The sequence below is a fragment of the Streptacidiphilus jeojiensis genome (assembly GCF_042510965.1).
In the GTDB taxonomy this organism is placed as follows: Bacteria; Actinomycetota; Actinomycetes; order Streptomycetales; family Streptomycetaceae; genus Streptacidiphilus; species Streptacidiphilus jeojiensis.
This window is the reverse complement of sequence record NZ_JBEUKS010000002.1, coordinates 119,872-137,909: the sequence shown is the minus strand read 5'-3', so window position 1 is coordinate 137,909 and position 18,038 is coordinate 119,872. Positions and strand designations below refer to the sequence as shown.

At 72.1% G+C, this 18,038-nt stretch carries 13 protein-coding genes; 6 read left to right on the top strand and 7 right to left on the bottom strand.

Annotated features, from left to right (window positions below; translation table 11 throughout):
• Positions 1-485: 485 nt before the first annotated feature.
• On the bottom strand, positions 486-1,832 hold the full coding sequence (locus tag ABUW04_RS06560; protein ID WP_030261191.1) for a dicarboxylate/amino acid:cation symporter: 1,347 nt from the start codon (positions 1,830-1,832) through the stop codon (positions 486-488).
• Between the two features lie 477 nt (positions 1,833-2,309).
• Between ABUW04_RS06560 and ABUW04_RS06555 the strand changes: the two genes are divergently transcribed.
• Positions 2,310-3,599 carry an MFS transporter gene (locus ABUW04_RS06555; protein ID WP_380563538.1) on the top strand — a complete coding sequence of 430 codons (1,290 nt, stop codon included), beginning with the start codon at positions 2,310-2,312 and terminating at the stop codon, positions 3,597-3,599.
• Here ABUW04_RS06555 and thpR read toward each other — a convergent pair.
• Positions 3,539-4,135: an RNA 2',3'-cyclic phosphodiesterase gene (thpR, locus tag ABUW04_RS06550; RefSeq protein ID WP_380563537.1), complete on the bottom strand. Its 597-nt coding sequence runs from the start codon at positions 4,133-4,135 to the stop codon at positions 3,539-3,541. The genes ABUW04_RS06555 and thpR overlap by 61 nt on opposite strands.
• Before the next feature lie 58 nt (positions 4,136-4,193).
• Between thpR and ABUW04_RS06545 the strand changes: the two genes are divergently transcribed.
• Positions 4,194-4,712 carry a GNAT family N-acetyltransferase gene (locus ABUW04_RS06545; protein WP_380563536.1) on the top strand — a complete coding sequence of 173 codons (519 nt, stop codon included), beginning with the start codon at positions 4,194-4,196 and terminating at the stop codon, positions 4,710-4,712.
• Positions 4,713-4,836: 124 nt separating this feature from the next.
• On the opposite strand, the gene ABUW04_RS06540 is transcribed toward ABUW04_RS06545, so the two are convergent.
• From ABUW04_RS06540 to ABUW04_RS06525, 4 genes are all read right to left on the bottom strand, one after another.
• On the bottom strand, positions 4,837-6,207 hold the full coding sequence (locus ABUW04_RS06540; protein WP_380563904.1) for an MFS transporter: 1,371 nt from the start codon (positions 6,205-6,207) through the stop codon (positions 4,837-4,839).
• 174 nt (positions 6,208-6,381) lie between these two features.
• Positions 6,382-6,816: a MarR family winged helix-turn-helix transcriptional regulator gene (locus tag ABUW04_RS06535; RefSeq protein ID WP_030261178.1), complete on the bottom strand. Its 435-nt coding sequence runs from the start codon at positions 6,814-6,816 to the stop codon at positions 6,382-6,384.
• A gap of 58 nt (positions 6,817-6,874) precedes the next feature.
• Positions 6,875-7,948: a DUF4190 domain-containing protein gene (locus ABUW04_RS06530; RefSeq protein WP_380563535.1), complete on the bottom strand. Its 1,074-nt coding sequence runs from the start codon at positions 7,946-7,948 to the stop codon at positions 6,875-6,877.
• Positions 7,949-8,199: 251 nt separating this feature from the next.
• A complete protein-coding gene (locus tag ABUW04_RS06525) occupies positions 8,200-9,621 on the bottom strand; it encodes an NCS2 family permease (protein WP_030261173.1) in 1,422 nt (473 codons plus the stop codon).
• Between the two features lie 238 nt (positions 9,622-9,859).
• On the opposite strand from ABUW04_RS06525, the gene ABUW04_RS06520 reads away from it, so the two are divergent.
• From ABUW04_RS06520 to ABUW04_RS06510, 3 genes are all read left to right on the top strand, one after another.
• Complete coding sequence (locus tag ABUW04_RS06520) at positions 9,860-10,153, top strand: DUF2530 domain-containing protein (protein WP_380563534.1); 294 nt, start codon at positions 9,860-9,862, stop codon at positions 10,151-10,153.
• A gap of 42 nt (positions 10,154-10,195) precedes the next feature.
• Positions 10,196-12,649 carry an HAD-IC family P-type ATPase gene (locus tag ABUW04_RS06515; RefSeq protein WP_380563533.1) on the top strand — a complete coding sequence of 818 codons (2,454 nt, stop codon included), beginning with the start codon at positions 10,196-10,198 and terminating at the stop codon, positions 12,647-12,649.
• A gap of 94 nt (positions 12,650-12,743) precedes the next feature.
• The gene (locus tag ABUW04_RS06510) at positions 12,744-14,219 is read left to right on the top strand and encodes a DUF2079 domain-containing protein (protein WP_380563532.1); all 1,476 of its coding nucleotides are present in this window, start codon (positions 12,744-12,746) and stop codon (positions 14,217-14,219) included.
• A gap of 19 nt (positions 14,220-14,238) precedes the next feature.
• Here the strand turns inward: ABUW04_RS06510 and ABUW04_RS06505 are convergent, their stop codons facing one another.
• Positions 14,239-17,541, bottom strand: a complete 3,303-nt coding sequence (locus ABUW04_RS06505) for a sacsin N-terminal ATP-binding-like domain-containing protein (RefSeq protein WP_380563531.1) — start codon at positions 17,539-17,541, stop codon at positions 14,239-14,241.
• A 235-nt stretch (positions 17,542-17,776) separates the two neighbouring features.
• Here ABUW04_RS06505 and ABUW04_RS06500 point away from each other — a divergent pair, with 235 nt between their 5' ends.
• Positions 17,777-18,016 carry a hypothetical protein gene (locus ABUW04_RS06500; protein ID WP_380563530.1) on the top strand — a complete coding sequence of 80 codons (240 nt, stop codon included), beginning with the start codon at positions 17,777-17,779 and terminating at the stop codon, positions 18,014-18,016.
• Positions 18,017-18,038: the final 22 nt, after the last annotated feature.

The following is an 18,038-nucleotide window of genomic DNA, read 5'->3' as shown; positions in this document are numbered from 1 at the left end:
CGAAGGCACCGAACTGATCCGACTACTCGCACGATCGCCGCTTGCAGTGCTTTCAGGCACAGGCTCACGTGTCCTTGTCCTTGTCGTGTTCCGGTGCCCGGCGCTCCCTGGACGCCCCACGTCGGCGCCGCCACCTGATCGTCTCTCCCACAGTGCAGAGCAGGGCGAGAAAGGCGACCACCAACCATGCGTCGCCATGCGGTAGCCATACAGGCAGCATGGCCACCAGAGCGAACACAGCCGCATAGGCGGAGAACGCCAACAGCGGCCGCTTGAGGAAAAAGGCCAGGAACGGCCTCGTGGCCTCCGGTTCAGTGCCGCTGATCGAGACCTCCGACGTTGAGAGTTGCACTCGGGTGACAGGACGGGATCGTAGGGCACCCTGATCACGCCTGACAGCCCACCGTCTTGACCGACGCGACCCTGCAAAGTCGTGGCCCCCGCCCCCGCTGCTGGGGTCGGGGGCCACTCTGGCTCGGCTCAGATCACACAGCTACGAGCGACGGCTCCTCCGCCGGCGCGTCCTCCTCGTCGAAGAGCGACTCCGCCTTGGCGCTGCTGAACTTCTCGCGGTCGAGGATGCCCTCGCGCGCGGCGACCAGGATCGGGACCACGGCCTGCCCGGCGACGTTGGTGGCCGTCCTCATCATGTCCAGGATCGGGTCGATGGCGATCAGCAGGCCGACTCCCTCCAGCGGGAGGCCGAGGGTGGAGAGGGTCAGGGTCAGCATGACGATGGCGCCGGTGAGGCCGGCCGTCGCGGCGGAGCCGATGACCGAGACGAAGGCGATCAGCAGGTAGTCACCGATGCCGAGGTGGATGCCGTAGACCTGGGCCACGAAGATCGCCGCCAGCGACGGGTAGATCGCGGCGCAGCCGTCCATCTTGGTGGTGGCGCCGAACGGCACCGCGAACGAGGCGTACTCGCGCGGGACGCCGAGGTCGATGGTGACGCGACGGGTGACCGGCATGGTGCCGACGGAGGAGCGGGACACGAAGGCGAGCTGGATCGCGGGCCAGGCGCCCTTGAAGAAGTCCAGCGGGTTGACCTTGGCGACGAAGCGCAGCAGCAGCGAGTAGACGCCGAACAGCACGATGGCGCAGCCGACGTAGACGTCCGCGGTGAAGGTCGCCAGCGGCGAGAGCAGGCTCCAGCCGTAGACGGCGACGGACTTACCGATCAGGCCGAGGGTGCCCAGCGGGGAGAGCCGGATGATCCACCACAGTGCGGTCTGCACCAGGTCGAGCACAGACTGGGTGAGCTTGAGGAAGGGCTCGCCCTTCTTCTCGCCGACCTTCAGCAGCGCGGCGCCGAAGACGATGCCCAGGAACACGATCTGAAGGACGTTCACCTGGACGAACGAGTCGACGATGTTGGTCGGGATCAGGCCGGTGAGGAAGTCGGTCCAGGAGGCGGTGACGTCGGTCAGCTTGGAGCCGTCGTGCGCGGTGAGCCCGGTGCCGTGGCCGGGGTTGGTGATGACGCCGATGAGCAGGCCGATGCTGACCGCGATCAGCGAGGTGATGGCGAACCACATCAGGGTCCGGGCGGCCAGCCTGGCTGCGTTGTTGACGGTCCGGAGGTTGGCGACCGAGATCACGATCGCGCTGAAGACCAGCGGCGGGACGGCCAGCTTCAGCAGCTGGACGAAGATGGTGCCGATCTGGGTGAGCGTGGTGGTGAGCCAGCTCACCTCGGCCTCACGGGCGACGAAGCCGAGGGCGACGCCCAGGCCCAGGCCGAGCAGGATCTGGGCCCAGAACGGGGTGCGGCGGATCCGGCCGAGGAAGGATATGGACTGCGCGGACTCGGAGGTCTCTGGCGATGACATGGGTGGGAGCGCTCCAGTGCGGGGGCGGGGCGGCCGTGCGGCTCGGGACAGGCGGTCTCGGAACAGGGGTGCCGGGGCGGGCCGTGGGTGGGACGGGAACGGACGGAGGCGGCGGCGCGCGGTCCTATCCGGCGAGCAGCGGACGGGACGGGCGCGACGCCCGCATACAGCCGCATGCGAACGCGGATGCTGCACGCAGCTCCTGCATGCCGGCCGCGTCCACCGTGGCCCCGGCGCACGCGCGGGCAGCACGCAGCATCGTCGTGAGCCGGAGGCTCAGGACGTGGTGCGGGTGCGCGGCGGGGGCGTTCATGTAAGGGACCTTAGCATCAAAACTTTCTCTTACTCAAAGCCCTGCTTTGAGGTATGGACGGGAAGGACCCCGGATCGACCTGCAAGAGGCTTTTGCCCTGGGCGCAGTTATACGTATAACTTTGAGGGACGGAGCCATCCCCCTGCCCGAGGAGAACACCCGCTGTGGGCTACCTGACCGTCCTGCGCAGCCCCCGGGTCGCCCGGCTGCTGCTGGGGACCCTCACCGGCCGGCTTCCCGCCGGGATGACCGTCGTCGCCATCGCGCTGGCCCTGCACGCCGCGGGTGCGCCCTACGCCAGGATCGGGCTGACCACCGCCGCGTACGCGGTCGCAGCCGCCGTCGGCGGTCCGGTTCTGGGTCGGCTGGTGGACCGGGCCGGGCAGCCGCGGGTGCTGCTGGTCTCCGCCTGCTTCGCCGCCTGCGGCTACGCCGCGCTGGCGGTCGCCCCCGGCAACCCCGCCGCCGCCCTGGCCGGCGCCGCGCTGGCCGGGCTCGCCATGCCGCCGCTGGAGCCGTGCCTGCGGTCGCTGTGGCCCGACATCGTCGCCCCGGCCGCACTGGAGACCGCGTACGCGCTGGACTCCGCCGCCCAGCAGATCCTCTATGTCGCCGGGCCGCTGCTGGTGGCCGGGGTCGCCGCCTTCGGCAGCCCGTCGGTCGCGCTGTGGCTGGCAGCCGGGCTCGGGCTGCTCGGCACCGTGACCGTGGCGACCTCCGCACCGGCCCGCGCCTGGCGGGCACCGGTGCGCGCGCCCGGCGCGGGCGCCGGCTGGCTGGGGCCGCTGCGCTCCCCCGGGCTGGTGCTGCTACTGGTCGCCTTCGCCGGGACCGGCTGGGCCATCGGCGCGCAGAACATCCTCTTCGTCGCCTACGCCCAGGAGCACCCCGGCATCCCCGGCGGCGCCGGCGCCCTGCTCGCGCTGGCCGCGCTCGCCGGGCTGCTGGGCGCCCTCGGCTACGGCGCGGTCCGCTGGAAGGCGCCGACCTCCACCCGGACCTGGGCGCTGGCCGGCGGCATGGCGCTCTGCTACCTGCCGCTGCTGCTGGTGCCCGCCCCGGGGTGGATGGGGGTGGCGGCCTTCGTCTCCGGACTGGGCCTCGCCCCGCTGCTCGCCGCCGCCTTCCTGCTGATCGCCGAGCTGGCACCGGCCGGGACCACCACCGAGGCGTTCGCCTGGCTGGTCACCCTGTTCGCGACCGGCAACGCCCTCGGCTCGGCCGTCTCCGGGGCGTTCGTCGGCGGCTCGCTGCGCACCGCCGCGGTCATCGCCGTCGGCGGGATCACGGCAGGGGCGGTGCTGCTGCTGACCACCCGTCGGCTGCTGGTCCCGGCGGCGGTACCGGCCCTGCCGCCGGTACCGGCTGCCGACCACGAGGCGCCCGCTGCCGGCTACGACCCGTCGGCGACCGCACCCGCCGAACCCAGGGCCCAATCGGCCACCGTCTCGTAGTGCGCGGCCCCGGTGCCCAGGTGACTGCGCATCAGCTTCAGCGAGGTGGCCGGCCACTCCGTTCCGGCGAAGTCGGCGAGCGCGCCGGCCAGTGCGGGCAGGCCCCTGCCCGCCGCCGTGGGCGGACCGCTGCGGCCGCCGGCCCGGGCCAGGGTGAGGTGGCCCCGGAACGGGCGCTCGTCGACATCGATGCCGGTGTCCCGGGCCGCCGTCGCGACCTCCTCCGCGAGCCGGCGCAGCGGCAGGGTGTCCCCCTCGACGCCGGCCCACAGCGCGCGTTCGCCGAAGCGGCCGCTGCCGGCCAGCCGTAGCCGGGGCGTCCGGGCGACGGTGGCCGCGGCGGCGTCCAGGCGGGTGCGCAGCGGCCCCAGGTCCTCGGCGTCGACCTGGCCGAGGAAGGCCAGGGTGAGGTGCCAGGTCGGCTCGCCGGTCCAGCGCAGGCCGGCTGCCTGCGGCAGCGCGTGCAGCGGCGCGACGGCGGCGGCCAGCTCGCGGACCGCCGCCGGGGGCGGCACGACAGCGGCGAAGAGTCTCATGCGGGCAGTCTCGGCCACGGCCTTCTCCCGGGAAAGGGCTGACGGGTACAAAGATCGTATGGAGATACGACTTGCTGGATCCGACGACCTCCACCCCGTACTGAAGATCCTGGACGGGACGGTGGAGTGGCTGGTCGCCCAGGGCCGCACCGGCCAGTGGGGCACCGAGCCCTGGTCCACCCGACCGGCCCTGGTGGACCGGATGGGCGGACGGATCGCCCGCGGTGAGGCCCGGGTCGCGGTGCTGGACGGGGAGGTCGTCGGCGTGGTCTCGGTGTCCGGCGAGGCCCAGCCCTATGTCCGCCCGGCCGGCGAACCGGAGCTGTACGTCAACCTGCTGGCGACCGAGCGCCGCTTCAAGGGCCGTCGGGTCGGCGGTGCGCTGCTGGACGCCGCGCGGGCGGAGGCCCTGCGCCAGGGCCTGCACCTGCTGCGGGTGGACTGCTACGCCGGGGACGACGGGAAGCTCGTGGCCTACTACCGCAGCCAGGGCTTCACCGAGGTGGAGCCGTTCGACGTCGCCCGGGAGGGGCTGCCCGACTGGCCGGGGATGCTGCTGGCGCAGCGGCTGGACTGAACCCGCGGGGACCGGACAGCCGCACCGGCCGCCGGGGCTGCGGATGGGGAATCTGTCCCGATTCGGTGGACAGATTCCCGATCCGCAGCGACGCCGCGCCGGCCCCATCCGGCCGGGCTCGGCCTCAGGCCGCCACGACGACCTTCGGCGCCTGCCGCGGCACGAAGGTGATCAGCTGGTGCTCCGGGCCGCGGTGCAGGTCCAGCTGGACCCGCAGATTGCCGATCCGGGCCAGCACCAGGCCGATCCCGGCCGCGGCGGCCGCCGAGACCAGACCGCAGGCCAGCAGCCCGATCCTGGGGCCGAACTGCTCGGTGACCCAGCCCACCAGCGGCGCGCCCAGCGGCGTCCCGCCCGCGAAGACCATCATGTAGAGGCTCATCACCCGGCCCCGCATCGCCGGGTCGGTACGCAGCTGGATCAGCGAGTTGGCCGCCGTGTTGGTGGTCATGCCGAACAGGCCGACCAGGGTCAGCAGCCCCGCGAAGATCCAGTACGACGGCGAGACCGCCGACACCGCCTCCAGCAGGCCGAAGACCAGCGCGGCGACCACCAGCAGCCGCAGCCGTGGCCTGCTGCGCCGGGCGGCCACCAGCGCGCCGGCCAGCGAACCGACGGCCATCGCCGTGTTGAGCAGACCGTACAGCCCGGGTCCGACATGGAAGACCGAGTACGCGAACGCGGACAGGATGGTCGCGAAGTTGAACCCGAAGGTGCCGATGAAGCCGACCAGGACGATCGGCCAGATCAGGTCGGGGCGTCCGGCGACGTAGCGCAGCCCCTCCTTCAACTGCCCCTTCTCACGCGGCAGTCGCGGGGTGCGGTGCAGCTCGGAGGCGCGCATCGCGAGCAGGCCGAGGATGACCGCGCCGAAGGAGAGCGCGTTGACCGCGAAGGCGTAGCCGGCGCCGACCGCGGCCATCAGACCGCCGGCGACGGCCGGGCCGATCAGCCGGGCGGTCTGGAAGTTGGCGGCGTTCAGGCTGACGGCGTTGCCGAGGTCCTTCTTGCCGACCATCTCCACCACGAAGGTCTGCCGGGTCGGGTTGTCGACCACGGTCACCAGGCCGAGCAGGAAGGCGAAGAGGTAGATGTGCCAGACCTGGATGACGCCGGAGAGCGTCAGCGCGGCCAGCCCCACGGCCAGCAGTCCCATCGCGCCCTGGGTGGCGATGAGCAGCTGCCGCTTGGGGAAGCGGTCGGCGAGGACGCCGCCGAAGAGGCCGAACAGCAGCATGGGCAGGAACTGCATGGCGGTGGTGACGCCGACGGCGAAGGCGCTGCCGGTGATGCTGAGGACCAGCCAGTCCTGGGCGATGCGCTGGACCCAGGTGCCCGAGTTGGAGACGACCTGGCCGATGAAGAAGTACCGGTAGTTGCGGTTCTTCAGGGCGGAGAACATCCCGCTCTTCGCGGCCCTGTTCGCGGTGCCGGTACTGCCGGAGCCGGTGCGTTCGTCGGGGTCGTCGTCGACGGGGACGACGAGGGACTGCATCGGGGTCTCCTCGGCGGCGTCCGCCTCGGTGGCGAGGCTGACCGCGTTGGCGGTGGTGGTGCTGGTGCTGCTGATGTCAGTGGTACGGATGTTCGCTGTGGTGGCTCCGGTCTGTGCAGGCAATAGCTTGTCCCCTGGCTGGTAACGAATGATCAGGTTCTGTCGGATGCGGCGTCAGAGCTGTGCGAGGCGCTCCAGTACCGGAGCGGCGGCGCGCAGCACCGCCCACTCCTCCTCGCTGAGCTCCCCGGCGAGGTCGGCGAGCCACGCATCCCGCTTGGCCCGGCTCTGGTCGAGGATGCTCTCGGCCTGCTCGGTGCTGCTGACGACGACCTGTCGACGGTCGTCGGGGTGCGGCTCCCTCCGCACCAGGCCCTTCTCCTCCAGCATCGCGATGATCCGGGTCATCGACGGCGGCTGGACGTGCTCCTTGCGCGCCAGCTCGCCCGGGGACGCGCTGCCGCAGCGGGCGAGAGTCGCCAACACCTGCATCTCGGTGGGCGTCAGCGACTCCTCGACGCGCTGGTTGCGCAGGCGGCGGGAGAGTCGCATCACGGCGGACCGCAGCGTGCTGACCGCTGCGGCGTCGCTCTCGGAGAGCTCGGGCATGATTGTTAGGTTAACTCATTACCGAGCCTAAGTAAAATCTATTGCAGAGGGCACGTATTCAGCCGTGCAGGCCCAGGTTCATCCGTGCGGTCGCCAGGTCGCTGGAGAGGTCGGCCGCGTCCAGGGCCGCTATCGCAGAGGTCCATGCGGACTGGGTGTCCGCCGCGGCCAGCCGGTCGGCCTGCGCCGCCTGCTCCAGATCGTCCTTGGCCAGGGCCGCCGCGACGCCCTTCATGAAACTGCCGGTGAAGACGGTGGAGGAGGTGAGCTCACGGGCCTGGTCGCGATCGGCGTCGCCGAGCCGGGTGGCCAGGACCGTCCCGTCCGCCCACTGTGACGGGAGCGTGGCACGGACCTCGTCGGCCAGCATCAGCGCCGGATCGACCAGCTGCAGAAAGCTCTGCTGGACGGCGGTGTAGTGCGACGCCGACTGACGGAGGTCACCGGTGAGCTGACCGCTGTAGGGCGCCTTCAAGGCGCACCACGCCTGGGTGTCCCCGTCGTCCCAGGAGGACTGCTCCGGGTAGTAGGGAGTGATGGCGGCCACCTCGGTGGCCCCGAGCGGATCCGTGAACGCTGCGTACGCCGCGCGGATGCAGGCGATCCAGGCCCGCTGTCGGACGGCGTCGAGGCCCGGATAGGACGACGACCCACCGAGATCGATCTTTGCGATCAGCTGGCGGTCATGGACCCCGGCGCACGGGACCACGGGAACCAGCAGCGTGGTGGACCCCGCAGGCTGGTTGAAGCAGGTCCACGACGGGAGCGCGGACACCGGTCGGGCTCCGGAGCCGGACACCCCCGAGGCCACGACGTGGCCGGACTGGTAGAAGGCCGCCGCGGCGATCACCCCGCCCATGGCGGTCAGCAGCCACAGCCCGGAGAGCACCAGACCAGCGACGGCCAGGCCCTTGCCCCGCTGCCGGGTCCGGCCGATCCGGACCAGGGCGACTATGCCGAAGACCACGCCGGCGGGGACGACGGCGAAGAGACCCAGCACGAATGAGGCTATCGCCTGCCCGTTCACCCCGGTGGGCTGCGGACGCGGAGGCACCTGCCAGGCGACGTCGCCCCAGTAGTACGGGGGCGGGGCGAAGCCGGGCGGCGGCTGCCCGGGGGCGTAGGGCTGCATCGGCGGTAGAGGCTGTACGGGTTGTGCGGGTTGCACGGCCTGCGCGGGTTGCACAGCCGGCGCCGGCAATACCGGCGACGACGGCGTCACCGCCGCATCCGCATCCGGGGCCGGAGCGGGTGCCGAGGTCGGCTCTTCTGGTTCAGTGGTCAACGAACCCCCCTTAGAGGCGGGCAGGTTATCGGATCACCGCATGCGCAGCGGCCCCCGCTCCCGGTAGCGGGAACGGGGGCCGTGCGTACCTCCGGGGGCTACTGCCCCAGGCCGAGGGCCGGCATCAGGTAGTAGAAGGCGAAGACCGCCGCGACCACGTAGAGCGGGACGGGCACCTCGCGGACCCGGCCGGTGGCGATCTTGAGGATGCAGAAGACCAGGAACCCTATGCCGATCCCGTTGGTGATCGAGTAGGTGAACGGCATGATCACCATGGTCAGGAACGCCGGGACGGCGAGGGTGAAGTCGGACCAGTCGATGTCCCTGATCCCGTTGGAGAGGATCAGGAAGCCGACCACGACCAGCACCGGGGTGGCCGCCTGGGTCGGGACCATGGTCGCCAGCGGGGTGAGGAAGAGCGCCACCACGAAGAACAGGCCGGTGACGACGGAGGCCAGGCCGGTGCGGGCGCCCTCGCCGACGCCGGCGGTGGACTCCACGAAGCAGGTGTTGGCGGAGCTGGAGGTCGCGCCGCCGATGGCGGTGGCGATGCCGTCCACCATCAGCACCTTGTTCATGCCGGGCAGGTTGCCGTTGTCGTCCAGCAGGTGCGCCTCGTCGCTGACGCCGAGGATGGTGCCCATCGCGTCGAAGAAGCAGGACAGCAGCACCGTGAAGACGAAGAGGATCCCGGTGAGGATGCCCACCTGGTGGAAGCCGCCGAACAGGCTGACCTTGCCGATCAGGCCGAAGTCCGGGGTGGAGACGATGTGGTGCGGGATCTCCGGGACGGTCAGGCCCCAGTTGGCGGCCGGGATGTGCGCGGCCTTGTCCAGGATGACGGCCAGCACGGTGGCGGCGACGATGCTGATCAGGATGGCGCCGGGGACCTTGCGGGCCATCAGCACCAGGGTGAGCAGCGCGGCGACCACGAAGACCAGCACCGGCCAGCCGTTGAGGTGGCCGTCGTTGCCGAGCTGCAGCGGCACGGTGGTCTGCGCGGCGTCCGGGATGCGGGTGACGAAGCCGCCGTCGACCAGGCCGATCAGCGCGATGAACAGGCCGATGCCGATGGCAATGGACTTCCGCAGGCCCAGCGGGACGGCGTTCATCACCCGCTCGCGCAGCCCGGTGGCGACCAGCAGCATGATCGCCAGACCGGCCAGCACCACCATGCCCATGGCGTCGGGCCAGCTCATCTTGGGGGCGAGCTGCAGCGCGACGATGCTGTTGGTGCCCAGGCCGGCGGCCAGCGCCAGCGGGATGTTGCCGATGACACCCATCAGCAGGGTGGTGAACGCCGCGGTGATCACGGTCGCGGTGACCAGCTGACCGCCGTTCAGGTGGTGGCCGAACTTGTCCGTGGCCGAGGACAGGATGATCGGGTTCAACACGATGATGTACGCCATCGTGAAGAAGGTCGCGGCACCGCCGCGGATCTCCCGGGCGAAGGACGAGCCTCGCTCGCTGACCTTGAAGAAGCGGTCGACGGCGTTGGCCGGGGGGGCCACGGATGACATGCGCTGTTCCTTTTGCAAGTGCTGAACTCAGCAGCGGAGCGGATGACTCAGCAGGTGCTGATCGATCAAAGTCGGAGTACGAAACGTCAAGAAGACTCACCGTTCGATCCGGAATGGCCAGTATGAATTGCATAAACCGATGTGGCCATCTGCGCGCGTAGACTGTACTTTCCTCCAAAGATCGGCCGAACGGGGGTGTCATCCGTCCCCCGTGACGGCCCCCCGTACGCTTGTCCCCGTGAAGACGACCAAGCTGCCCTCGGCGCCGCCCATGGAGGCCAACGACGTCGCCATCGTGACCGGTGGCACCGTGGTGTGGCTGGTCGGCTTCGTCGTGCTGCTGCCGTTCCACGGCTGGCTCTCGGACCACGGCGACACCAAGTGGCTGTGGACCTGCCTGGCCGGCTTCGGCCTGGGGCTGATCGGCATCTGGTACTGCCGCGCCCGCCGCGACGCGATCCGCCGCTCGCAGGCGGCCGGGGGATCCGACGGCGCCGGCGGCGCCGCGGCGGAGGCTTCCCGGGCGGAGTAGGTCCGGCGGCGTCCGCGCACCCCGGCGTCTAGGGTCGGGACCATGACTGCAGCGGCCGAACGCGCGACAGGGCTCAGCTCCGCCGAGGTCGCCGAGCGGGTCTCCCGCGGCGAGGTCAACGACGTCCCGGTGCGGTCCAGCCGCTCCACCGCCGAGATCGTCCGGGCCAATGTGCTCACCCGGTTCAACGCCATCATCGGCACCCTGTTCGTGGTGATCATGACGGTGGGGCCGGTCCAGGACGCGCTGTTCGGCTTCATCATCGTGGCCAACACCGGCATCGGGATCATCCAGGAGCTGCGCGCCAAGCGCACCCTGGACAACCTCGCCGTGGTCGGCGAGTCGCACCCCAGGGTCCGCCGGGACGGCGCGAGCCGGGAGCTGACCAATGCCGAGATCGTCCTCGGCGACCTGGTCGAGCTGGGATCCGGCGACCGGGTCACCGTGGACGGCCGGATCAGCGAGGCCGACGCGCTGGAGGTGGACGAGTCGCTGCTCACCGGTGAGGCCGACCCGGTGCTGAAGCACCCGGGCGACCCGGTGCTCTCCGGCAGCTTCGTGGTCGCCGGGTCAGGTGCCTTCACCACCACCAAGGTCGGCCGCGAGGCCTACGCGGCCCAGCTCGCCGAGGAGGCCAGCCGGTTCACCCTGGTCTCCTCCGAACTGCGCAGCGGCATCGACACCATCCTGCGCTACATCACCTGGCTGCTGATCCCCACCGCGATCGGACTGATCCTCAGCCAGCTGTACGTCAACAAGCAGGACGTCGCCGAGGCGGTGCGCCGGATGGTCGCCGGGATCGTGCCGATGGTCCCGGAGGGCCTGGTGCTGCTGACCTCCATGGCCTTCGCCATCGGGGTGATCCGGCTGGGGCGGCGGCAGTGCCTGGTCCAGGAGCTGCCCGCGATCGAGGGGCTGGCCCGGGTGGACACCGTCTGCCTGGACAAGACCGGCACCCTCACCGAGGGCGGCATGGACGTCGCCGAGCTGCGTCCGCTCGGCGATGCGGACCGGGGCCGGACCGAGCGGGTGCTCGGCATCCTGGGCACCGCCGACCCCCGGCCCAACGCCAGCCTGCAGGCGATCATCGACAGCTATCCGGTCGGTGAGGGCTGGCGGCTGCTGCAGGCTGCTCCCTTCTCCTCGGCCCGCAAGTGGTCCGGGGCGGTGCTGCAGGAGCCGGCCGGCGAGGAGGCGACCTGGCTGCTGGGCGCCCCCGACGTGCTGTTGCCGGCCGGCCACCCGGCCCTCGCCGAGGTGGACGCGCTGGGTGAGCAGGGCCTGCGGGTGCTGCTGCTGGGACGGTCGGAGACCCCGTTGGACGCGCCCGACCCGGCGGCAGGGCTGGTGCCGGTGGCGCTGCTGGCGCTGCGACAGCGGGTGCGCCCGGACGCGGCGCAGACCCTGGCCTACTTCCGGCAGCAGAACGTCGCCGCCAAGGTGATCTCCGGCGACAACGCGGTGTCGGTCGGCGCCGTCGCCGCCTCGCTGGGGCTGCCCGGGGCCGAGGACCCGGTGGACGCCAGGACCCTGCCCACCGACCTGGCGCTGCTCGCCGAGGTCGTCGAGAAGCACTCCGTCTTCGGCCGGGTGACTCCCCAGCAGAAACGGGACATGGTGGGCGCGCTGCAGTCCCGCGGCCACCACGTGGCGATGACCGGCGACGGCGTCAACGACGTGCTGGCGCTCAAGGACGCCGACATCGGCGTGGCGATGGGCGCGGGCAGCGAGGCGACCCGCGCGGTGGCCCAGATCGTGCTGCTGGACAACCGCTTCTCCACGCTGCCGCAGGTGGTCGGCGAGGGCCGCCGGGTGATCGGCAACATCGAGCGGGTGGCCAACCTGTTCCTGGTGAAGACGGTCTACTCGGTGCTGCTGGCGCTCGCCGTGATCATCTGCCGGGTGCCGTACCCGTTCCTGCCGCGGCACTCCACCGTGCTCAGCGCGCTGACCATCGGGGTGCCCGGCTTCTTCCTGGCGCTGGCGCCCAACAACGAACGGGCCAGGCCGGGCTTCGTCCGGCGGGTGCTGCGGTTCGCGGTGCCGGCCGGGCTGATCGCCGGGACGGCCTCGTTCACCTGCTACCTGCTGGCCCGGGCCGACCATGCGACCGGGCAGGTCGCGGACACCAGCAGCACCACGCTGACGCTGTTCCTGGTCGCGCTGTGGGTGCTGGCGATCATTGCCAGGCCCTACACCTGGTGGCGGGTGCTGCTGGTGCTGGCGATGGGCGGGGGCTTCGCGCTGGTGCTGGTGGTGCCCTGGCTGCAGACCTTCTTCCAGCTGGACCTGATCGGCTGGCGCGACCCCTGGACCGGGGTCGGCATCTCGGTCGGCGCCGGGCTGCTGCTGGAGGTGGTGTGGCGGATGATCCGCCCGGAGAACGACGCCACGTCCGATGCCGGGGCTGATCTCGGGGCTGATGCCCAAACCGACGCCACGCCCGACGCCACGCCCGACGCCGGGGCCGACATCGTCGCAGGCGCCGACAAATAGTCGTTGTTGCGGTCTCCTGGCCGCACATGGATCCCCTGTACCGTTCTGGGCACACACGTTCCACTCCGGTTCGAGTACGTCCGCAGGGGAGATCATGACGACTGACACCGATGCCCCCGAGGCGGACATCGGCGTTCCGGCCGGGACCCCGCGCCGCCGTCCGCGCCTGATGCCGCCGCGCTCGGCGGTGCCGCACCTGGTGCTGGGACTGGTCTTCCTCGCCGGATACTGTGCGATCTCGATAGTCAGGTACACGCACTTCGCCTCGATGTCCTGGGACACCGCGATCTTCGTCCAGGAGGTCAGGGACTACGCCCACCTCCAGGCGCCGATCGTCACCATAAAGGGCGCCGGCTACAACATCCTCGGCGACCACTTCAGCCCGATCCTGGCGCTGCTGGCGCCCTTCTACCGGGTCTTCCCCAGCCCGGTCACCCTGCTCGTCGCCCAGGCCGCGCTGTTCGCCGGCTCGGTCACCATCGTGTCGGACACCGCGGCGAAGCTGACCACGCGGGCCAAGGGCCTGTGCGTCGGCATCGCCTACGGGCTGTCCTGGGGACTCCAGCGGGCCGTCGACTTCGACTTCCACGAGATCGCCTTCGGCGTGCCGCTGCTGGCCCTGGTGCTGCGCAACATCGTGCTGAAGCGCTGGTACCCGGCCGCGTTCTGGGCGCTGCCGCTGGTGCTGGTCAAGGAGGACATGGGGCTGACCGTCGCGGCGATCGGCATCGTGCTGGTGCTGCTGCGGCAGCGGATGATCGGCGCGCTGCTCACCGTCTACGGCGCGGCGATGCTGGTGATCACCGTCTACCTGGTGATCCCGCACTTCAACCCGACCGGACAGTACGACTACATGTCCAAGCTGCCCGGCGACTCCCCCACCCACGAGCTGTTCACCGCGCCGTTCGGGCTACTGCACAGCCTGTTCTCGCCGGACGTGAAGCTGCACACCCTGGGCTATCTGATCGCGATCACCGGCTTCCTGGCGCTGCGCTCGCCGCTGGTGCTGATCGCGCTGCCGACCCTGCTGTGGCGGTTCACCTCGTCCAACGACGCCTACTGGGGCATGGACTGGCACTACAGCGCGGTGCTGATGCCGATCCTCTTCCTGGCCCTGGTGGACGCGATCCGGCGGTCGGAGGAGTCAGGCCCCTGGGAGTGGCTGCGCGCCTACGCGGGTCGGGCCGTCGTCCCGGCGGTGACCGGGATCGCGGCGGCGCTGTGCATCACCATGAACCTCCCCGCCTCCAATGTGCTGTCCCCGTCCACCTATGCCTCCAGCGACCGGATCGCCATGCTGCAGCAGGCCACGGCGGCCGTCCCGGACGGGGTGACCGTCGAGGCCAATGTGACGCTGATGGCCCATCTGGCCGGGCGCACCCAGCTGTACTGGGTCGGCGGCGACAAGACCTCGCCGCCGCAGTACGTGGCCCTGGACATGTCCTACGGCTGGTCCCCCAGCGCCCCGACCGACGTGCCCGGGTACGTCGAGGGGCTGCACCCGGGCACGGTCTACCAGACGGTCTTCGACCAGCAGCAGTTCTACGTGCTGAAGCTGGTCAGCGGCTGAGCCGCGGCCCGCTGGGCACTCACTCGAAGTCCCGGGCCGCGCTGAGTTCGTAGGCGCGGTCCGGGTCGCCGAGCACGGCCAGCACCTCGAACCGGCGGTGCCACTGGCCGGCCGCCCAGGCCAGTCCGGCGGCCAGACCCTCCGGGGTGGCCGCGTGCAGGGCGCCGGGCGGCACCGGGGCGGCGAACTCGTCGCGCTCGGCCTCCTCCTCTGCCCCGTCGCCGGCCGCGTCGCCGTCGCCGTCGCCTTCGCCGGTCGGTCGGGGTGCCGGGCTGTCCGGGTCCCAGCGCCAGTCCACCGCCGCGTCCTGCCCGTCCGGGCCCACCACCAGCAGTTCCTCGTGCTCCTCGTAGACCTCGGGGCAGCCCGGGAGCAGTTCCTTGACCTCCTCCGGGACCCGGTGCACGGTGCCCTCGCTGAGCACCCGGCCGCCGGCCACCTCGCTGGCCAGCGAGACGTGCAGCCGTTCGCCGAGGGCCGCGGCGAGCGCCGGGGCGACGGTGATCAGCGGGAAGTCGTCCAGCAGCTGGACCAGGTCCGGGGCGTCGGCGATGACGGCCTCGGTGACGTCCACGATCACGGTGCCCGCGGGACGGCGCAGGGTGTCCGGCTCCAGCGGGGGCAGCGCGCGGACCTCCTCGGGCAGGGCGATCCGGCTCAGCTCGACCGAGGCCAGCGCGGTGTAGAGGCCGTGCAGCTGACGGTGCGACACCTCGCTGTCCGGGTCGGTCATCCGGTACAGCACCTCGTCAGGGCCGTCGGTCTCGGCCAGCAGTGCGGACAGGGTGGTGCGCACCCCGAGGGCGTGCAGGAAGACCTCGTCCAGCCGGGTGCGGGCCTCCTCGTAGAGGCCGCGCAGCAGCGGGTCGGCGCCGGCGGCGCGCAGTCCGGCCGGACGGCGGCCGTCCAGCACCGGATGGTCCCGCAGCCACCAGGCGGCGTACGGCGGGACCTGCGCGGTACGGCCGTCCGGGAGCAGCAGCCGGACCGGCACCACCACGGCGTCGCGCAGCGGCGGGGCGGCGAGCATGGCCAGCGCCTGCGGCCAGGCGTCGTCGGCGACCAGGTCCAGGTCGCGGACGGCGAGCAGTTCGGCGGCGACCGGCGGCACCTCGGGGCCCTCCGACCGGTCCTTGGTCAGCAGGTCGGCGGCCTCCTCGGCCCAGTCGGCGAAGCCGTCCGGGGCCTCGTCCAGCAGGCCGCCGGGCTCGCCTCCTGCGGCGCGGTCGGCCGGGGCGGTGGGGTCGAGCCGTTCCAGGTCGTCCGGGTCCAGCACCACCTCCTCGGCGCGGACCAGCCCCAGGGTGTGGCCGACGCCCACGGCGCGCAGCACCTCGGGGCCCCAGCGCTCCAGCCACTCGTCGTCGAGGAACACCGCGTCGTCCTCGTGCACGATCGCGGCCAGCGGGCTGCCGGGCAGCACCAGTTCGCCGGCGGCCACCAGCTCGCCCTCGTCGTCCGGCAGCGCGAGGTGCGCCAGCCACGGGTACCCGCCCTCGGCCAGGTCCCCGGCCCGGACCGCGGCCCGGACGATCCGCAGCACCGCCTCGGCGACGTCCTCGGCCTCGTCCTGGTCGTCCAGGTCGACCGAGCGGCGGACGGCCGCCTGCAGTTCGGCGCTCTCCAGCAGGCCGACCGGGCTGGCGGTGCCGGCGCCCAGCTTCTCCAGCAGCGGGTGCGCGGCGTCGGGGTGGGCCAGCCGCAGGCCGAGCAGGGCCAGGTCCTCGGCCGGGATCGCCGAGTCCGCGGGGAGGTCGACCGGGACCAGCACCCGGCGCGGCCCGGTGACCATCCGGCCGTCGGCGAGCGGGACCGGCAGCGCGCCCAGGGTCTCCGCGGCGGCGCCGCCGGACCCGCTGCCGGCCAGCGCGCCGTAGAGGTTGCGCCACCAGGCGGGCTCCTTCTCCAGGTTGGCGAGCTGGTCCACGGTCTCGGCCAGGGCGACCCGGCGCACGCCGAGGGTGCGCAGCTCCTGCCGGCGCTCCAGGCCGGCCGGCAGCAGCCCCGGCAGGACGTCGGCGAGGGCGCGGACCGTGCCGGCGTCCGCCCCCTCCAGCACCACCGCGTCGCGCGGACGCAGGGCGGGGCCCTCGCCGGCGGCGGGCAAGAAGGGAATCTCCGGGAGACCGTCCAGCACCGCGCGGCGCAGCTGGGCGTCCAACTCGCCCTGGCCCAGCGGGCCGGGGACCAGGTCCAGCGAGCTCAGGTCGGCGCCGCGCTCGCGCACCAGGGCGGCGTAGACCTCGCCGGCCCGGGCCACCAGGAAGTCGGTCAGTGCCCCCGGGGCGATGTGACGGCGCGTCGAGTCCAGCGGGAAGGAGGCGATCAGCAGCGCGGGGACGCCCAGCGGCTCGTCGGTCGGGGTCGGCGCGTGCACCACCGGGGCGGTGCCGGGGCGCTGCGGGCGGCCTTCGTCGTCCACCGGTACGGCCCAGGTCAGCGACCAGTGCGGGCGGTGCCGTTCCTCCACGGTGCGGTCCTGGAGCAGTTCGGCGGCCAGCTCGCCGCCGGCCGAGGCCACCTGCCAGCGGCTCTCCCCCGCGTCGCTCGCCACGACGACCACCAGCGGACCGCTCTCCTCGTTGGCGGCGGGCAGTTCACGGCGGGTCAGGGTCCTGGTCCCGGCCCCCGTCTCGACCACCACCTCGACCAGCCCGCCGAGCGTCAGCAGCAGGGCGTCGTCGATCTCGTCCAGCAGCCTGCGGGTCAGATCGGTGGCGGCGGAGTCGCGCAGCGGCAGCACCACCACGGTGTCGTAGCCGTCCGGCGGGGTGCCCTGCGCGGGCAGCGGCAGCCGCAGCAGCGGGACGTGCCCGTCCCGGCGGCGCAGCTCCTCGGTCAGCTCGGCGCGCTCCTCGACCAGGGCCCTGGCCTCGCCCAGCGACCAGCGCACCCCGCCGGGCCGGCTCAGTACCGCGGGCTCGTCGGACACCGCGAGGACGGCGGCGAAGCCGACGCCGAACCGCCCCACCTGCGACTCCTGCTCGCGCTTGGAGGAGGCCCTGAGCGTCGACAGCGACTCCACGCCCTGCGGGTCCAGCGGCGCACCGGTGTTGGCGGCGCAGAGCACCCCGTCGCGCAGCGCCAGCTTCAGCCGTCCGGGCACCCCGGCCCGGGCCGCCGCGTCGGCGGCGTTCTGGGCCAGCTCGACGACCAGCCGGTCCCGATAGCCGCCGAGGGCGAGCTCCTCCTCGGCGTTGGCGTCCTCGCGGAACCGGGCCGGCGACGCCGTCCACGCCTCCAGCACCCGCCGCCGCAGCCCCGCCGTCCCGAAGCCGTCGGCCGCGCCGCCTGCCGTGTCCCCTACGATCCGTGTGTCCATGGCCGTCGTCTCCCCGCTCTCGCCGCCCCCACCCGATGGCGGGGGAACCGTACGGGTCGGTCAACCTGTACGCGGGCATTCTGCCTGGTTCCACCGACAGGACGCCGCCGCCCCGGTTCCCGCCGCACCGTCCGCCGCGACTGTTGCCCCGCTGTAACGGCGGATGGACGATGCAGGGATCTTCCGGTGGCAGGCTTGTCGCTATCACCACCACCGTTCCCAGGGGGAACCAGCCATGTCCGCTCGTGTCCGCCGCATCGTCGTCATCGCCGCCGCCGTCCTGCTGACCGCCGCCGTGACCGGCTGCACCATGCTGCTGCCGACAGCCGCGCATGCGGCAGAGCCGACGCGGGTGGCGCACAGCAGCTCGGACACGACCGACACGGGCGTGCTGGCGTGGGGCGCGGCCGCGTTCATCGGCACCGGCCTGGTGCTGATGATCGGCATCAACCGCCACGGCCGCCACCGCCACTGACGCCGTCTCAGGCCCGGGTCTG

Bases quoted from the DNA above. Each gene is read 5' to 3' on its own strand.
- ABUW04_RS06560 (WP_030261191.1), bottom strand. From the start codon at position 1,832: ATGTCATCGCCAGAGACCTCCGAGTCCGCGCAGTCCATATCCTTCCTC.
- thpR (WP_380563537.1), bottom strand. From the start codon at position 4,135: ATGAGACTCTTCGCCGCTGTCGTGCCGCCCCCGGCGGCGGTCCGCGAG.
- ABUW04_RS06545 (WP_380563536.1), top strand. From the start codon at position 4,194: ATGGAGATACGACTTGCTGGATCCGACGACCTCCACCCCGTACTGAAG.
- ABUW04_RS06540 (WP_380563904.1), bottom strand. From the start codon at position 6,207: ATGCAGTCCCTCGTCGTCCCCGTCGACGACGACCCCGACGAACGCACC.
- ABUW04_RS06535 (WP_030261178.1), bottom strand. From the start codon at position 6,816: ATGCCCGAGCTCTCCGAGAGCGACGCCGCAGCGGTCAGCACGCTGCGG.
- ABUW04_RS06530 (WP_380563535.1), bottom strand. From the start codon at position 7,948: ATGCAGCCCTACGCCCCCGGGCAGCCGCCGCCCGGCTTCGCCCCGCCC.
- ABUW04_RS06525 (WP_030261173.1), bottom strand. From the start codon at position 9,621: ATGTCATCCGTGGCCCCCCCGGCCAACGCCGTCGACCGCTTCTTCAAG.
- ABUW04_RS06515 (WP_380563533.1), top strand. From the start codon at position 10,196: ATGACTGCAGCGGCCGAACGCGCGACAGGGCTCAGCTCCGCCGAGGTC.
- ABUW04_RS06510 (WP_380563532.1), top strand. From the start codon at position 12,744: ATGACGACTGACACCGATGCCCCCGAGGCGGACATCGGCGTTCCGGCC.
- ABUW04_RS06505 (WP_380563531.1), bottom strand. From the start codon at position 17,541: ATGGACACACGGATCGTAGGGGACACGGCAGGCGGCGCGGCCGACGGC.
- ABUW04_RS06500 (WP_380563530.1), top strand. From the start codon at position 17,777: ATGTCCGCTCGTGTCCGCCGCATCGTCGTCATCGCCGCCGCCGTCCTG.